At 38.7% G+C, this 17,464-nt stretch carries 11 protein-coding genes; 6 read left to right on the top strand and 5 right to left on the bottom strand.

Annotated elements, in window-relative coordinates:
- Nucleotides 1–47 precede the first annotated feature (47 nt).
- From topA to AB1410_02475, 4 genes are all read left to right on the top strand, one after another.
- A complete protein-coding gene (gene topA / locus AB1410_02490; protein MEW6455571.1) occupies nucleotides 48–2,261 on the top strand; it encodes a type I DNA topoisomerase in 2,214 nt (737 codons plus the stop codon).
- A gap of 98 nt (nucleotides 2,262–2,359) precedes the next feature.
- The gene (locus AB1410_02485; protein ID MEW6455570.1) at nucleotides 2,360–3,865 is read left to right on the top strand and encodes a peptidase; all 1,506 of its coding nucleotides are present in this window, start codon (nucleotides 2,360–2,362) and stop codon (nucleotides 3,863–3,865) included.
- Between the two features lie 268 nt (nucleotides 3,866–4,133).
- Complete coding sequence (locus tag AB1410_02480; GenBank protein MEW6455569.1) at nucleotides 4,134–7,187, top strand: TonB-dependent receptor; 3,054 nt, start codon at nucleotides 4,134–4,136, stop codon at nucleotides 7,185–7,187.
- Between the two features lie 126 nt (nucleotides 7,188–7,313).
- Nucleotides 7,314–9,548, top strand: a complete 2,235-nt coding sequence (locus AB1410_02475; GenBank protein ID MEW6455568.1) for a sulfatase-like hydrolase/transferase — start codon at nucleotides 7,314–7,316, stop codon at nucleotides 9,546–9,548.
- Between the two features lie 2 nt (nucleotides 9,549–9,550).
- On the opposite strand, the gene AB1410_02470 is transcribed toward AB1410_02475, so the two are convergent.
- From AB1410_02470 to AB1410_02450, 5 genes are all read right to left on the bottom strand, one after another.
- Entirely contained in the window at nucleotides 9,551–10,531 is a 981-nt protein-coding gene (locus AB1410_02470) for a tetratricopeptide repeat protein (protein ID MEW6455567.1), read from the bottom strand.
- Nucleotides 10,528–12,579 carry a GWxTD domain-containing protein gene (locus tag AB1410_02465; protein ID MEW6455566.1) on the bottom strand — a complete coding sequence of 684 codons (2,052 nt, stop codon included), beginning with the start codon at nucleotides 12,577–12,579 and terminating at the stop codon, nucleotides 10,528–10,530. Before AB1410_02465 ends, AB1410_02470 begins: the two co-directional genes overlap by 4 nt.
- A 242-nt stretch (nucleotides 12,580–12,821) precedes the next feature.
- On the bottom strand, nucleotides 12,822–14,792 hold the full coding sequence (locus AB1410_02460) for a VWA domain-containing protein (protein MEW6455565.1): 1,971 nt from the start codon (nucleotides 14,790–14,792) through the stop codon (nucleotides 12,822–12,824).
- Nucleotides 14,793–14,959: 167 nt separating this feature from the next.
- Nucleotides 14,960–15,940: a hypothetical protein gene (locus AB1410_02455; GenBank protein ID MEW6455564.1), complete on the bottom strand. Its 981-nt coding sequence runs from the start codon at nucleotides 15,938–15,940 to the stop codon at nucleotides 14,960–14,962.
- Nucleotides 15,941–15,952: 12 nt separating this feature from the next.
- A complete protein-coding gene (locus AB1410_02450) occupies nucleotides 15,953–16,189 on the bottom strand; it encodes a hypothetical protein (GenBank protein MEW6455563.1) in 237 nt (78 codons plus the stop codon).
- Between the two features lie 122 nt (nucleotides 16,190–16,311).
- Here AB1410_02450 and AB1410_02445 point away from each other — a divergent pair, with 122 nt between their 5' ends.
- Complete coding sequence (locus AB1410_02445; GenBank protein ID MEW6455562.1) at nucleotides 16,312–16,635, top strand: hypothetical protein; 324 nt, start codon at nucleotides 16,312–16,314, stop codon at nucleotides 16,633–16,635.
- Between the two features lie 376 nt (nucleotides 16,636–17,011).
- Complete coding sequence (locus tag AB1410_02440) at nucleotides 17,012–17,362, top strand: hypothetical protein (protein ID MEW6455561.1); 351 nt, start codon at nucleotides 17,012–17,014, stop codon at nucleotides 17,360–17,362.
- Nucleotides 17,363–17,464 lie beyond the last annotated feature (102 nt).

Genomic DNA, 17,464 nt, shown 5'->3' with positions numbered 1-17,464 from the left:
TATTTAATATAAATGATTAAAAAAAATTTGTTTCTGAATTCAGAAAAATGGGAAAACAGCTTGTAATTGTTGAATCACCGGCAAAATCTAAAACTATATACAAATACCTTGGCAGAAATTATTTAGTAAAAGCCTCTATGGGTCATGTGAAAGATCTTCCAAAGAGTAAATTGGCAGTGGACATAGAAAATGACTTCAAACCCCACTATCAGATAATTCCCCAGAGGAAGAAAATAATTGCAGAATTAAAGAAAAGTGCTGATGGAGCTGAAGGTGTATTTATAGCGACAGACCCTGACAGAGAAGGAGAGGCAATTTCATGGCATCTTAAGGAAATTCTTGAGAAGATCAATCCAAGAATATATCGAGTGCTATTCCATGAAATTACAGAGAAAGCAATAAGGGAAGCTTTTAGAAATTATGGAGATATTGATGTGAACAAAGTTATGGCTCAACAGACAAGGAGAGTTCTCGATAGACTCGCAGGATATTTGGTTTCTCCTCTTTTATGGAAAAAGGTTGGGAAAGGCTTATCGGCAGGAAGAGTCCAATCAGTGGCTTTAAGAATGATCTGTGAAAGAGAAAAAGAGATAAAAGCTTTTGTTCCAGAGGAGTACTGGACAATCACTGCAATTCTTTCAGCGGAAAACCCCCCTTCTTTTAAATCAAAGCTTTCAAAGATTGAAGGAGAAAAGGCTGAGATAAAAAATGAACCTCAGGCGAATGAAATTGTTGAAGAACTTAAAAAGCTAAATTTTATTCTCGATAAAATTGAAAAAAAAGAGAAGAAAAAGCATCCACCCCCTCCTTTTATCACAAGTTCTTTACAACAGGAATCATACAGAAGGCTTGGTTTTCCAGTAAAAAAGACAATGAACATTGCTCAGAAACTTTACGAAGGAGTAGAAATCGGAGATGAAGGTCCGGTTGGCCTTATAACTTATATGAGGACTGATTCTTTTAGGATTTCATGGGATTCGATAAATGAAGCAAGAGAATTTATAAAGAGCAATTTTTCTGAAAATTTCTTACCTCAGAAGCCGAACATATGGAGAAACAAGAGAAAAGCCCAGGATGCCCATGAAGCAATAAGGCCGACTTCTGTATTTAGAACACCTGAATCGATTAAATCCTATCTATCTAAAGATGAGTTCAATCTTTACTCATTGGTATGGAAAAGATTCGTAGGCTTCCAGATGGCCTCAGCTTTAATCGAAGAAACCAAGTTCTTTATCAATGCAGGAAAATATCTATTTATTTCAGAGGGAGAAGTGATACTTTTCCCTGGATACCTAATTTTAGCAGGGGTTTCCGAGGATAAAGATGAAAAGATTCAGTTACCTGAGGCAAAAGAAGGTGAGATTCTTAAACTTGAAGAGTTAATTCCGAAGCAGAATTTTACCCAGCCACCACCAAGATATTCTGAGGCTTCCCTGGTTAGGGAGCTTGAAGAAAAAGGAATTGGAAGACCGAGCACTTATGCAACGATTATCTCAACCCTTCAAAATAGAGTTTATGTTTTTAAAGAGGATGGAAAGTTTGTCCCAACAGAACTTGGAATGCATGTGGTTGATCTTTTAATAAAGCATTTTCCTGAATTAATGGATTATGAATTTACAGCAAACATGGAAAAAGAGTTAGACAGAATTTCAGAGGGCGAGGAAGAATGGGTAAATTCTTTGAGAAACTTTTATTCGATTCTCGATGAGAAATTAAAAAATGCTTATAAAATTATGGAAAGCTCAAAGTCAAAAGGAATTCCAACAGAAGAGAAATGCCCAAAATGTGGAAATTTACTTGTAATAAAGAGTGGTAAATATGGAAGTTTTCTTTCCTGTTCTAATTATCCTGATTGCGATTACACGTCTCCTCTCATACCGAAGAAAAAGAAATTTCTCGATGAAAAATGCCCTCAATGCAGTTCCCCTCTTCAATATCGAAAGGGAAAATATGGCCTATTTGTAGCCTGTTCAAATTATCCGAATTGTAATTATATAAAGAAAAATAAAGAAGAGACTGATTTTCTTTGCCCGAATGGGTGTGGTGGAAAATTGATAAAAAGAAGAGGAAAAAGAGGAAGAGAGTATTATACATGTAGCTCTTACCCTGATTGTAAGTATGTATCTGGAGATAAAATAATTGAAAAAGCTTGTCCTGAATGTAACTGGAATTATCTCGTTTTAAAGACTTCGAAAAAAACAGGAGATTTTCTTTATTGCCCTAAAGAAAATTGCAACTACAAGGAGAAATATTTAATATAAACGCATTAAATAAATTGACATGTAGGACATGGCTTTAGCCTTGCATTAAGCAACCCTGAAGGGTTGCCCTACAAATTATTTATTGCGTTTATATTAGAATGAAATTTAAAGGCATTGGTTTCTTTTTTTTGCGTTTTTTTTTGAGCATTTTATTTTTAAATCTTTCTTTTGTTGAAAATCAGGAATTGGATAAGAAAGAAAAGAAACTTGTGGAAGTCTTAATTGAATGGGATAAGGAAAGAATAAATCAAAACGAGAAGCAATTATTAAATAAATTTTTAAATGCCTCAGAGATAATAGATCAGATATTCAAGATTCAGATAGAAAAAAAATTTTATCCTGAGAACATGACAAAGGAGGAGTTTGAAAATTTCGTTAAAGAAAATCCTGAATTGAAGAGTTTATTTGAGAGTCCTTTTACTGTATTAAAAAGAAAAGAGAAGGAACTCGAGGCTATTCCATACAACGTTGAATATAGAGATTATTTAGAAAAGGCTTCAAACGTGCTGAAAGAAGCAGCTCAGATTGCTGAAAATCTAACATTAAAAAAATATTTATCCCAGAGAGCAGAGGACCTTTTAACCGATAATTTTTTTCAGAGTGATTGTGACTGGCTCGATTTAAAAGATAATCAAATAGAAATTGTTATAGGACCTTATGAAAATTATGAAGATAAATTGTTAGGATTAAAGACCTCCTATGAATGTTTTATTTATCTTAATGATTTTGAGGAAAGTAAAAAAATTGAAAATTTCTCTTCATATTTAAGTGAGTTGCAGAAAAACCTTCCAGTGGAAGCCCAGTATAAAGCTGCAAAGCCAGGAATTTTTTCTCCAATAAGAATCGCTGATGAGATTTTTTCCTCTGGAGAGGGCAACTGGGGAATTCATGCTATAGCTTTTGCTCTTCCAAACGATGAAAAAGTAAGGGAGGAAAAGGGAACGAGGAAAGTAATACTGAGAAATATAATGAGAGCAAAGTTTGAGAATACATTGCTTCCAATCGCTAAAGAAATTGTGTCAGAGGAATTGATTTCAGATGTAACTTTTGACGGTTTTTTCTATAATGTATTACTTCATGAGTTGAGCCATCCCCTGGGAATAAATTTTATAAAGAAATCTGATGGATCGATTAGCACTGTGAATAAAGAATTGAAGGAGAATTATGCAGTGATAGAGGAAGCAAAAGCAGATATATTGGGGCTTTTTAATTTTGACTATTTGATAAAGAAAAAGGTAATATTAGAAGAAATGGAAAAGAAAATGTATGCGACTTATTTAGCTTCGATATTTCGTTCGATTCGATTTGGAGCTGAAGAAGCCCATGCAAAAGCTAATCTTTTGCAGTTTAATTATCTTCTTAATGATGGAGCAATTACTTACGATTTAGTTAACAAAAAATACTCAATCAACGAAGAAAGGATAAAAAAGTCAGTAAGTAACCTTGCAAAAGAGCTTCTAACCATTGAAGGAAAAAGAGACTACCCTGCTTCTTCATTGATGATTGAGAGATACTCTAAAATTCCAGATTTTTTGAAAACATCGATTGAAAAATTAAAAGACATTCCGGTGGATGTAAAGCCAGTCTATGATAAAGAATTTTGAATTTATTTTTTTGAATTTTTATCCAAAATATTGGATAATTTATTAAAATGGATTTATAAATATAATGAAATCAATAATTTATATTTGGCACGGATTTTGCTATAAAATTAATTGAATGAAGAAAAAATGATTTTACTTTTACCTACTCATCCAAATAATAACGAAGGAGGTGAGAATAAAAGAAAAATAAAAACTTTTTTGCGTATTGGATTCCCATTAAAAAGTGGGAAAAGGGATTTTTGGTTTATTTAATGAAAAGGAGGATTTAATGATTAAACCAAAAGTATTAATCATTTTAGCTTTTGCTTTTCTTCTTATCTGTGGAACACTTCAGTCCCAAACCCCGACTGTTGCGAGTGGAAAGATCATAGGAAAAATTACTGATGAAACTGGCGCAGCTCTTCCTGGAGTGTCGGTCGTGGCAGAAAGCCCGAAACTCATCGGCAAATCCAGCACGGTTACCGATGTTTACGGTGTTTATCGTCTTTTTGCCCTACCCCCTGGAGATTATACTATCACTTATTCCCTTCAAGGATTCAATACTGTGGTGCGAAAAGATATCATACTCCACATCGATGAAACTCTTACGATTAATATCACCATGACCCTGGGCAAAATAGAAGAACAAATAACTGTCACGGGAACGCCTCCCTTGATTGATGTGAAGAGCACAACCAAGGGAATGACGATCACCAAACAGGTGTTTGATGTGCTTCCCAGGGGAAGGAACTTTGACACCTTGACTACCATTGTGCCCGGGGTCAACTCCGAACCCTGGCTGGGCGGGATTTCCGTGGATGGTGCTTCCGCCGCTGAGAACTTGGTCTACATTGACGGAACTGATACCACAAGAAATGATGTTGGTCTCCCCCGTATGGGCGCTGTTTTCGAATTTATTGATGAAATTCAAATCGTGGCAAGCGGCTACAATGCTGAGTATGGCGGCGCTCTGGGTGGCGTAATCAACGTTGTCACCAGGCAAGGAGGAAATGAATACCACGGCGAAATTATTGGCTATTTAAATAGCTCCTGGCTGACGGGAAATGAAAGAGATAGTCTCCGTCTGAACCCCTTTGATATCACGAAAGCCGAATATGTCAATTACCAGACAGGAAAAGGGTTGCCTAAAGCGTATGGTAAGGATAAGTGGAATCGGTTTGAGGGTGGATTAAGCCTAGGTGGATACATTCTCAAAGACAGGCTGTGGTTCTTCGGCTCAGTTCTTCCTGTCTATCAACCTACCAAAAGGCATGTTGAATTTTTAACCACTCCCCCAGTAATCGGAGATTATACGAGTAAAAGTTACGCCTATAATTTCCAGGGAAAGATAACCGCTCAGCCTTTCCGTTTCATGCGTGTAGGCGCTTCTTTTGTTAACAATTTCACCAAATGGAGGAAAAGTCTTCCTCCTCGAGATGGCACAGGTAGCCCGACAGACCCCCGCTGGGAAAGAGACGGTTATGACTATCCGGGCTGGAATGCCCAGGGCTTTGCCGATTTGACCTTCGGGAATAACCTCATGATCAACATCCGTGGAGGCCGCTTCTTCTATGACACGACCAACCAGCAGTTTGTATCCACCGAGCCCAGGTGGTTTCATTACGGTGATGGGACCGCCAAATATCCTAGTATCCCCTCACAATATCAGAGGCCCAGGGGCTGGCAAAACTACGGAAGGAGTTACGAATTCAAGAAGTATATAAAGTACAAAAACTACTTAAGCGCAGATTTCACATATTATATGAACCTTGGGGGTGAGCATGCCTTCAAATTCGGAGGTTCATGGTTTCGTCAGGGAGAAGACGCTGATAGGACTATCACGAATCCGGAAATCTGGTTATGGTGGGGTCGGCCACGCATCCTCGGTGGAGTAAACTATGGGATAGGAACATACGGCCACTATGAAGTCCGGGGGGATAATAACCCAGACCGCGCCGGTCCTTTTGGCGAGTTTTTTAAAGTCTATAATGACCGTTGGGCGTTCTATCTCCAGGACAGCTGGACGATTGCCGATAAATTAACCCTGAATTTGGGTCTCCGGGCAGAGTCAGAATATGTGCCGCCTTACTCTGCAGATCCTTCCATTCCTAAGGGTTTTAGACCTATTGAATTCGAGTTCGGGGACAAACTCTCTCCCAGACTCGGGTTAATCTATGATGTCTTTGGCGATACAAGCTTGAAGGTCTTTGGAAACTACGGTTTATATTATGATGTTATCAAGACCTATATGCCTGCCCACTCCTATGCCGGGTTCAAATGGAAAAGCGCCTACTATACGCTGGATACATACGAATGGGACAAGATTGGAGTTGGTGGTATCTTTCCAGGAAAGCTTCTGGCGGTTTATGATTGGCGTTACCCCTCTTTTGAGTCCACAGATATTGATCTGAAGCCAGTTAGCCAGCGGGAAATCGCTTTAGGCGTAGAGAAGAAGCTGATGGAAAACCTTTCAGCCACAGTCCGGTTTGTCCAGAAGCACCTTCGTCGTGTCATTGAAGACGTGGGTGTCCTTGTTCCAGGTGTCGGAGAGCAGTATTATGAAACTAACCCTGGTTTTGGCTATTCTCTCTGGACAACCCACGGCGGCAAGATGGATCCCAACTATTGGGAGACTCCCAAGGCTAAACGGGAATACTATGCAATCAATTTCAGCCTCGACAAAAGATTTTCCAATAATTGGCTGGCAGGTTTTTCTTACACCTGGAGTAGATTGGAGGGTAATTTTTCCGGTCTGGGAAGCTCTGACGAATACGGACGCACAAGCCCCTATGTAGAGAGAAGCTTTGACAACTGGGCGATGTCTTACACCAAGAATGGTGAGCTGATCGATGGACCCCTGCCAACTGACAGACCCCACCAATTCAAATTCTGGGGTGCTTACACCTTTCCCTTCCCCCTTACTGTGAGCGCTGTTGTTTTTGCTATGAGCGGTAAACCTTTTACAGAGACCTGGACATATCTTGATGCTTTTCAGTATCCCTTCAATAGATTCTATTACCGGGATGAGAATGGCAAACTCCAGACAAAGAGGACGCCGTTCACGTGGTTTGGTAATGTCTATGCCGAGTACAACCTGAAAGTGGGAAAATATAAAATTAACTTCAACCTCAACGTGGATAACATCTTTGACATCAAAACCGCCCAGCGACTTTATGCCTATAGAACTCTTTATGGTCTAAGTGTCTCAGAAGCCATGATTCTTGCCAAAAACTGGGATCTGACGACTCCAAATATCAATTATGTACCGAATGCACTGTTTATGAAAGAAACAGATTTCTACGGGCCTATCTCAGCCCGATTGGGAGTTAAGTTCATCTTTTAGTATCTTAAGCAGAAGCTGAAGCTCAACCCGCCTCCTCTTCTGGGGGAGGCGGGTTTTTTTCTCTTTATTTGCTTCATGTCATTTTATCTTTTTAATTTTTTTGTAGAAGTGTAAAAAATTAATTTTATGTCCAAAAAGAGAAGAAAAAAGAAAAGAAAGTCTCTTCATGTTCCTCCACCTGTAAAGTCAGTTACTAAAGAAACAAAAATAATAGAAGATAAAAAACCGCTTAAAAAAATATCTCATAAATCTCTGATTTATGTCCTCACAATTTTACTACTTTTAATAGCTTTTGGTTTTTTATTTTATTTTCTCATCCCAAGGAGCTCCGTCAAAAGGGATACCCACTTGAATGTCTTGCTCATCACGCTGGACACAACTCGCGCTGACAGGCTCGGTTGCTATGGCTACGAAAAAGCAAAAACTCCAAACCTCGATTTCTTAGCTTTGAATGGAGTGAAATTTTTAAATGCCTATTGTCAGGTTCCTTTGACCTTTCCTTCCCATTGCTCCATACTTACCGGCATGTATCCCCTCTACCATGGAGTTCGGAACAACGGCTCCTACTATCTCCGGCCTGATATTACGACTTTGGCTGAAATCGTGAAAAGCCAGGGTTTAAAAACCGCTGCTTTCGTCAGTTCTTTCACCGTGGATTCCCGTTTTGGCCTGGACCAGGGTTTCGATTCCTATGACGATAATTTTGCCGCTGAGCAGGCTTTTAAAGCTTTAAATTCTGAGAGAGAGGCGGAGAAGGTTTTTGCCTCCTTCGCTTCCTGGCTGGATAAAAATCATGAGCAACAATTTTTCTTGTGGGTTCACTTTTTTGACCCTCATCTTCCTTACGTTCCTCCGCCGCCTTTCAGAGAGGAATTTCAAGAGAGCCCTTATGATGGGGAAATTGCCTACATGGATTTTTATGTGGGAAAAACAGTGAAGAAATTGAGAGAAAAAAAACTCCTCGATAAAACTTTTATCGTTCTGGCTGGAGACCATGGAGAAGCTTTCGGAGAAAAAGGCGAAGACGGACATGGGGTTTTCCTCTATGAAGGGACGATGAAAGTCCCTCTTATCTTCTATGCTGAGAATCATCTACCTCAAAAAAAGGTAGTCAAGGCAAAGGTCAGGCTTATTGATATCATGCCTTCTATCCTGGACATGCTCCGAATCCCTATGGAAAAAGAAATTCAGGGCGAAAGCCTGTTGCCCTACATCCAGGGAAAGAAAAAAATCAATCTCCCTTCTTACATGGAAACCTATTTTCCGAGAGAAAACTATGGCTGGTCAGAGCTCGTCGGCTTGGTCGATGGAGATTGGAAATACATCCATGCTCCCAGGGAAGAACTCTATAACTTAAAAGTAGACCCTGGGGAAACAAAAAACGTCATTGTGGAAGAAAAAAAAGTTCTCACGGAGAAAAAAGAGAGACTCAAAGCCCTCATCGCGAAAAATACCTCTCCTGTTAAAGCAGAAAAAAGAGAAATGACAGCCGAAGAGAGGGAAAGACTGAGGTCATTGGGTTACGTCGAATTTTCAGGAGAACCTTCAAAAGGTTCTCTGCCCGACCCAAAAGATCGAATTGAAGAGCTGAAGATGATGACCCAGGCAGAAATCTACGAGTTTAAGGAAAATTACCAGGAAGCGGCCAAAATTTATGAAAAAGTTTTATCTTTGAGGCCGGAAGCGCCCACAAGCTATGTCAATTTAGCCCTCATGTATGCCAGAATGGAACGCTTTGATGAGGCCATTTCGGTTTTAGAAGAGGGGAACAAAAAAATTTCCAATTCTTCTGTTCTTCTCTCCAGGCTGGGGCATACCTATATGTTGATGGGCCGGTTGAAGAAGGCTCTGGATGTGTGGCAGGCTCTTTTAAGAATCGACCCCAACTATTTCGACGCTCTTCTTGCCTCAGCATGGATTTTGGATTTCATCGGGAATAAAGAAGAAGCCCGGAGCTCTTTCGAGAAAGCCCTGACCATTGAGCCTGAGAACAAATTCCTCCGCAAGAACTACGCCATGAATTTGGCGACCACGGGCAAAATTCAGGAAGCGATCAAAATTTATGAGCAATTGGCAGAAGATTATCCCGATGATTACGAAATACGCCAAGACCTCGGAATCGCCTATGGCTATTTGGGAGATTTAAGCAAAGCTATCGATACTCTCAAAAAAGCTCTCAGTCTTCGGCCCACTCCTACAGCCTATTACAATTTAGCAGTGGCCATGAAGAAGGTTGGAAATATCAACGAAGCTGTTCATTATCTGAGGCTTTATTTGGAAAACCCGGATGGAGAAAGCGAGCAAAAGATCAAAAACGCCCAGATAGAACTTCAGTCCTTAGAAAAAATGCTAAAGCGATAATTTTATTTCTTGATTTTTTCTAAGTACTCGAGCATGTTCTTGACAGTCGGAGCGAACTCGGAATTTGGCTCAAGTTCCAGGAATTTTTTCAAATTCTCTATGGCTTTCTCATAATCGGCTTTATTCAAGTATACTAAACCCAATTTGTAGTAGGCTGGACCCCAATCGGGCTTGATTTTTGTAGCAAGGGTGAAGTATTGAATCGCCTCATCATGCTTTTGATTGGAAAAAAAGATTTCGCCGACGTTATAAGCTAAAGCCTCATTCTCAGGGTAAGTGTCGATGGATTGCTTGAAAAAGGTCTGGGCGGATGAGAAATCCCCTTTTCTCATGTGGCATTCTCCGATGGCTGCCAGGGCCTTGGCTGTCATCTCCTTTCCCGTGGTCTCATCTTTTTTCGCTTCTTCAATAGCCCAGTTATAGTTTTCTATGGCTTTCTCAAACTCGCCTTTCTCCCGGTAACAATCGCCGATGTTGATATAAGCTTGATAAGCTTTAGGATTCTTCTCCAAGAATTGCTGCATCAGGGAAATAGCCTCATCATATTTCTTTTCTGAAAAGAGTTGGTTCGCTTTTTCGATAAAATTCAAGGACTCCTGGTCTCTGATAAAGGAAGACTGGGATTGCGCCATTTTCTTCAAGGTAAGAGTGATTTTCGGGTTTATTCCGAGCTGACTGACATTGGTAGCAGTAGTCGTGGGTATATATCCCTCGGCTGAAGCCGTTATTTTCCATATCCCCGAACCGAGCCCTAAAAAAGCCCATTGTCCCTTTTTGTCAGTAGAGATCTCTCGCTGGACAGTCTGATCCTGCGAATATTGGATGACGACTTTCGCCCCAAGTACGGGGTTTCCTTGCTCATCGAGAATAACTCCATTAATTCTTCCTTTTCCTCGTCCTGCCTGGCCTGCCACATCCTCAATGCATAAAAGAAAAGACAGAAGAATAAGAATGCTCCAGAAGAAAAACTGATGAAATTTCATTTTTTGCCTTTTAAGGATTCGACAATTTTTTTGATATCTTCCTGCTTGGGGTTAATCTCGAGGGATTTTTCCCAGGCTACGAGAGCTTCTTCTTTTCGGCCCAATTTATAATAACATTCTCCGATGGAATTGAGGATGGGGATGTTCGTCCCAAAGTGGGAAAGATATTCTTTGTAATAGGAGATAGCTTCTTCGAGCTCTCCCAGTGCCTGGCAAGACCGCCCCAGGAGGGAGAGGAATTCATATTTTTCTTGATTTTTCAAGAAGGGAAGGGCTATCTCTTTCACCCGTTGATATTCTTTTGTGGCTAAAAGGAGGCGGCAGTAATCCAGGGCATATTTCACAAAAGTTGGGTCTTTTTGATAGGCCTTCTCCAGATGCCTTCTTGCTCCTTGAAAATCTTTTTTATTGAAAAGCTGATTCCCTAAAATGTTGGAGAACAAGGGGTCATCAGAAGAGGGGAGAGGAAAAGAAAGAACCCACGGCCGCGGCAAATAGCCTACAGGGGTAATAAAAAAATCGCTCTGTTCGAAGAGGACTTCTTTTTTCTCTTTATCTAAAAGACATACTTTCATCTTATAGTTGGCCGGAGAGAGATTGGCCAAGGATATTTCTTCGAAGAAATCAGGAAAGTCAGGATATTCTTTGATGCTTTTGATCGAGGAGAAGACTTTTTCTTCGCCTTTATAGATGGCGTATTCTAGAGAGCTATTTTCTCTCAATTCATCAGTGAGTCCGTAAATCTGGAAAAAGAGGTACAAATTGTCTTTGGGAGCGAAATCGTTGCGAGGCGAAGGCACAAGCTGGATGTCCCTGACAAAAAAGGGCTTGGTTCTTCCCTTATATTTTGATTGCTTATTCACCCTGTTCGCCAAAATCAAAGAACTCATTTGGGGGCCAGAGATTTTGGGGATGATAATATCCGATTCAAAGGAAGTGAATTCCTTGGAAATGGTGTTCTTGAGGAGGAAGTTAAATCGATAACTTCCCTCGACGAGAGGAAACACATCCTGGAAGCTGAAGAGTTTTGATTTGATGTTTTCCATTTGTTCTCCTGTGAACTCGATAGGAATGGATTTATCGTATTGGTAAATGGTTTTCCCCCCGGGATCAGAAATTTTTCCGTTGATTTCTAATTTCGTATAGAATCTCCTTTCGAACTGTTCGATAGAAAGCCTTTTGGGCTCAACGAGATAATTGACAAAGAAAATCCCTGATTTATCTTGAATGACTCGAATATAGGAATCATTGTCCATGTAGTTGGCTGTATATTCGACTTCTACGATATCTTTGTATTTAAGAAGCTTCTCCGCATAAGTATCCTTCACTTTTTCAAGGGGAGCTGAAGGAATCTTGGAGAATAAGAGAACTTCTGAGGCTAAGGAAGGGGATAGAGTTTGAGGCTCACCAGGAATCAAAGAAAGGGAAACTTCGGCGATGGTGGGCTCTATTTGAAAGAGTTCATCATAGGCCAATGAGTAGTTTGTCATGTCTCCTTTGTAGTGGATGAGGAGCTCTTGGGGACCATCTCTTATGGGAGAGTACAATTCATAATCCCCTGCTCCGCTTTTCTTGAAAAAAACTACATAAAAGGCATTGGGAAGGCCATACTCAGCCATGCCTTCGTAAAACCAGATGATAATAGGATAAGTTTCGGTCAGGTTTTCAAACCTGTCAATCGACTTGGGCTCTCCCAAGGTGATATAAATTCTGCCCATGGCCGTTCTCCAGCCTGGTCCAGGTGCACCTCTTCCAAAATTCTGATTGGCATAGGTTATGCGTCGATAATGCTCTTCTTTGAATTCGTTTTCAGGAGTGGAGGGGTTGGGGTCACGCTGTCTCCAGAAGGCTTCTATGAAAATGTCTCTTTCCCGATCAGTCTCGAGCTGGAGAAAGACCTCTTTTTCCTTCGGTGTGATGATATAAACGACTTCCTCCTCTAACCATTTCCGGTAGAGGGGAGGAAGATCTTTTGCTTTTTTCTGGGAAAGAATGAAAAGAGGCACAGAAAGGAAAAAAAGCAGAAAAAAGAAGTACTTTTTTTTCATTTTATTTATCTTTCTCTTATTGTAAACGCAGGCCAAAGCCTGCGGCTACCAATAAGAACAAAACTATTTTACTTCTTATGATAATAAATTTCAACTTGATTCCCACTTCATCATGCTATTGATTGTTTTTAACGGTGTATTTTTGACATTTCTTTTCCAGCCGCTTTCCTCTGAAAGGGTTCAGACTTCGTTGATTTGGTTATTCTTTCGGATGTATTGAAAATTATAAACGCAGGTATTTTTCACTTTATCTTAAAAATCTTCGTCACCTGAGATTCTGTCTGGCTCGTTTTTTCTTTGGCGACGAGATTTAAAGCGTATTCGCCCTGGGGCAATGCGCGAATCTGAATATGGATGAAAAAGATATGTTTATCCTTTTTTTTCGCATCAGAGAGAACAGATACAGTAAGAGGAATTGTTTCGCCGGATGACTTTTCAATCAGGGAAGCGGAAATTTCAACTTCAGGAGCGGAAATATCAAAAATTGAGCAAACAACAACAGCCGGAACTGTTGAATTTCTTTGCAAAGAATCATCTATATATGGTGAGTACTGAGTCGTATCGTAATGGAAATAATCAGTTAAAGAAAGAGAGGCGAATCTTTGTGCTGATTTTTTTGGAGGCAGACCTTTCACATAAATAGCGTTTTTCTCGGGAGAAAGCAAAAGAGGTGGGTAAAGCTCGATCCCTTTTTTCTTTGTTTCGAGAATGGTAGCTGAGGAAGAACCGACAGCTCCCCTTCCTGTCTCCAAATTTCTGATGACTAAGCGACATTTGTATGAGCCAGGCGGCAGGGAAAATAAGGAATAATAATAGGCATTTTCTCCCGGCAATTGGGAAAAATTTGCCTCGCCTCTCCGCAGATCGACGATATTTTCGGCGCTATCGAAGATAAGACTTATGATTTCAACTTTTCCTTCTAAAATCTCCTGTATCTTTTCTAATGGGATTTTTGCGATCAGACAGAGGTTTGCCTCCTTATCAACGGAACAGGACAAGGTAGCCAGGGGAAAACGAAGAGGTGTCAGGAAAAGAGGTTTCTCGCTCAAAGCCAGGTCAACGAGATGAAGCTGCTTCTCAAGCTGGCTATATTCGCTAAAAGGCTTCGAGTTGAAATACCCCTTCTGAGCATGAACCTTGCAACCAGGCCTTTTCACCTCAACTTTTATTTTATGATATGCTCCATCCCATTTCTCATCGATATAATAGCCAAGCACATAGTAAGAGCCTGTCAAATTCTGGATCTTTTCTAAGTGCTTTTCGTATTTGTTAATGTTGCCAAAATATTTTCCTCCTGTTTCGCTCGCCATCTTCTCCAAAGAAAAAGCTCCAGTCATCCTTAAATCTGCCTCAAGAGTTATCCTTGCTTCTTCTGTATCCAGGGCATAGATAGCGCAATTGGAAGCGCTTAATTCTTTAAGCATCTCTTCATATCTTTGCTTTAACAGAGTTTCTCCCCAGCTCTGGATGTTTTCTCCTATTTCATATTTCTCTTGGTATCTGTAGGGCGACTGAATTCCATAAACAAGTGTATAGGGAACACCGGAGGAAAAAAGGATAATATATTTGTGACCGGGAGTATATCTCATGGCTTTAGCTAACTCGATCATTTTTTGTGTAAAATTTAAAATTTGGACCAAACTCTCTTTCCGTTGTCGGGATATAATCCCTGGATCAGGTTTATCAAATACCCATCCAGCCTTGCTGGCATCCTTCGGATTTTCGTCGGCAACCGCCTGCCAGTATTCGGCCTCAAAATTCTCTGCTCTCCCCGTTATCTCTTTGATGCCAGATTTCTCTACAATTTGTCGAATTTTCTGATGATTAGTCGTCAAATATTCATGAAGGGTTAAGCTCTTTAGAGAAGAGAAAGAGAGCACTCCGACCTTATCTGATGGCTGAAGCTGAGTATCAATAAAGTGAAGCGCGGCTTCTCTGGCTTTGATGATACCCTTGGCGTTGTTGTAGGCAAAATCAAAGAAAAGGAAGAACTTGCGGCTCATCAACTCTCGGTCTGGTTGAAGAGGTGTTTCCTTGATTATCTTAAGTTTATCTTCAGCTTCAAGGGAAGGGAAGGAAAGAACATATTTCTCAAACTCTGTTATGTCTTGCTTTTTACCGTTGTCATAGATGACGAAATCATCCTTAGTCAAGTCCAGAATGGGATTTCCTTTTTTATCTGTGACATAAACCTGAACCAACTTTAAAGTCACGACCACTTCATGGCGAAGCTGCGTTTTGTCCGTTTGTGTTTGGACTTTAGCAAATATTTTTTCTGAGATGATTTTGAAAAATGATAAAGACAGAAAAATGATTAGAAACAAGAAAATGCACTTTTTGATTTTCATTTTTACCTATCTTAATTTAATAAATTTATAATCTATTTTACCTGAAAAGGTATATCTTTTTTAATTGAGTTTTTAGAAATTTTATCGAGAATATCAATGGAAAGAGAATAATCGCCTGGTTCTAAATTCTTACCCTCTGAGATTAAGGGAATAGGCTGACTTATTATAGGGATGTCTAAACTCTGGGGAGGAAATCGAGTAATCGTTTCTTCTCCTTTTTTCAGGGAATAATTTATCTCAAGCTCAATCTTACCTGTTTGAGGATTAGTTGCTGACCCAACGACAAAATAGAATATATCAAGATTTTCAGAAGGAGAAAAAACATTCTCTTTTTTTGGTTCGAATTTCAAATTTCCATAAGTGAAACAGTTCTTTTCAAGCTTTAATATTTTCTCTGGAGCAGATAGCTCTTCGATAGATTTAACAAAAAAAATTGTGGTTGTATCCAGCTTTTGCTGGGAAGTATCTGGTAATGAAAATTCAGCAAGAGCTGTCCCAATCCTGTTCAAATCTTCAGAGGAAAAAGCAATCAAAATTACGTAAGCTCCAGGAGCAAGTGTATATCCAAAGGTATAAAAGTTTTTCTCTTCAGGATTGTAGCCCTCTTTTTTTTCTTCTGCTTGATAAGGGATATTAATTTCTTTATAAGTTCCTGCAATGTTTTTATTTTCCATTTTATAGAATCTTGCATAAATATTTAGATTGGCAAATAGCATTTTCTTATCTTTTGATGATTCCACAAAGCCTATATCTGAGTTCTTTGCCTCCATGATGAATACGGGATAGATGTTATTCTCCTGAGCAGGAAGATAAATTATACGAATGATATTGATTGGAATTTCGGTTTTAGTCTCCCTGGTTAAAATTTCTTCATCGAATATTTTTGCTATTTTTGATGGGATTTTTCTTTTTTGCTGGGATTTATTTTTTTTATCTAAAGAATTTAATAGGGAAGGGATAAAAAGTATAAGTAAAAAAAACATAAAGATTAAAGTTTTTTTTCTATGTATCATTTTTTCCTCCAATTATTTATCTATACTAAAACTTATCTCCTTTTTGCTCCTGTTTTTATTTGATTTATTTTCAAGGATCGCAAGCAAGGTATAATCACCTCTTTTTAGTTTTAGCTCTCTTTCAATTGTATATTCAGAGCTTTTTAATTTTTTTATATCTTCTAAATTAAAAGAAATTTCATAATTCCTTTGATCTTGCCAGATTGTTTTTTTCTCAGAATCTTTAATCTCTTCATTTTTTTCCTTCAAAATTATCCCTCATTTATATATTTTTTTCAATTATTCGAAGGCAGGTGGCTTGACATTTATAAACTTTTATATACTTTTATATTATATTTTTAATAAATATTAAGTTTAGGAAAGGAGGAAGAATGAACAAATCTATAGCAAATCTATTTTTTTTATCTAAAAACTATTTTCAAAAACAAAATAAAGATGATTTTGATATTAAGAGAAAATCTTATCTTATGATAAAGTTCACTCCTAATTTTGTCTTAAATGATTTAAATGGAATCAGATATAGTTCTGAGGAAATATTGAGAAATTCGCCTTATACACTTTTAGCCTTTTTCTCTCCTTTAGATTGCAGTCCTTGTTTGGAAGAAACGAATCTGTGGCAAAGAATTTCGGAAGAAGGTAAAGTACAAGTTATAGGAATAGCTAGGCATATTGATGAAAAAGAACTCAAGAATTGAGTAGAAAATTCAGAGATAATTTTTCCAGTTTTATATGATGTGGAATCTAAAGTTACGAAAATGTTCAACATAAATAAAACACCCTTGAAAATATTAATTGACAACAAGGGAAAAATTTTGCTAGCGGATAAAGCAAGAATTAATCCAGACGAACAAATAGAATTTATTAAGAAATTAAATGAGATAATTAAAAAATGAGATGATACAGAGTTTGAAATTTTCTCTCTTGGTTGCTCATTGATGTTGGTAACTATGGTCTGGTGTGTAATTTGCTTTCAGTTGAAGGAGGGAGTAAAATATAATTACAAGAGCGAAAAGAGGAGGTATGATTTTCATGTGTAAAACTGAACTCTTGAGTGGGGTCAAAAGGTATCGGATGAGAAAATGGCTCTTCTCTTTCCTTATTGTTTTTCTTGCGCAAATTATCCTTACGGAGCTCTATTCATATTCAAGTCCAATTCAACAAACAGAGAAAAAGCAGCAAACTATTCAGCATGAGGTTGTAGTAACTCTAAAGCTGGTCCAAGTCTATGTCACCGATAAAAAAGGGAATCCTGTTTTGGATCTGAAGAAAGAAGATTTCATAATTTATGATAGTGGGAAAAAACAACCAATCACAGAGTTTGAAAAACATATCCTTTCTTTGCCTTCTGCTAAAACTGAGATTAAACCTGAAATAATCCAAGAAACTAAAATCCTACCCTCTAGCGTGAGTTTCCTACTTTAGAGCATATTTTTTACCACAAAACCGCATAAATACTAACACTTATGAGTTTCAGGCTTGTATATACTGAATTGAATTATTTCGTATAATCTTTTAATTTCATCA

The organism is Acidobacteriota bacterium (genome assembly GCA_040756905.1).
In the GTDB taxonomy this organism is placed as follows: Bacteria; Acidobacteriota; Aminicenantia; order JBFLYD01; family JBFLYD01; genus JBFLYD01.
Note: the sequence above shows the minus strand (reverse complement) of the source record. Positions and strands in the feature narration are given on the sequence as shown.

Excerpts from the sequence above, each read along its gene's own strand:
- topA (MEW6455571.1), top strand. The coding sequence starts at position 48 with ATGGGAAAACAGCTTGTAATTGTTGAATCACCGGCAAAATCTAAAACT.
- AB1410_02485 (MEW6455570.1), top strand. The coding sequence starts at position 2,360 with ATGAAATTTAAAGGCATTGGTTTCTTTTTTTTGCGTTTTTTTTTGAGC.
- AB1410_02480 (MEW6455569.1), top strand. The coding sequence starts at position 4,134 with ATGATTAAACCAAAAGTATTAATCATTTTAGCTTTTGCTTTTCTTCTT.
- AB1410_02475 (MEW6455568.1), top strand. The coding sequence starts at position 7,314 with ATGTCCAAAAAGAGAAGAAAAAAGAAAAGAAAGTCTCTTCATGTTCCT.
- AB1410_02470 (MEW6455567.1), bottom strand. The coding sequence starts at position 10,531 with ATGAAATTTCATCAGTTTTTCTTCTGGAGCATTCTTATTCTTCTGTCT.
- AB1410_02465 (MEW6455566.1), bottom strand. The coding sequence starts at position 12,579 with ATGAAAAAAAAGTACTTCTTTTTTCTGCTTTTTTTCCTTTCTGTGCCT.
- AB1410_02455 (MEW6455564.1), bottom strand. The coding sequence starts at position 15,940 with ATGATACATAGAAAAAAAACTTTAATCTTTATGTTTTTTTTACTTATA.
- AB1410_02445 (MEW6455562.1), top strand. The coding sequence starts at position 16,312 with ATGAACAAATCTATAGCAAATCTATTTTTTTTATCTAAAAACTATTTT.
- AB1410_02440 (MEW6455561.1), top strand. The coding sequence starts at position 17,012 with ATGAGAAAATGGCTCTTCTCTTTCCTTATTGTTTTTCTTGCGCAAATT.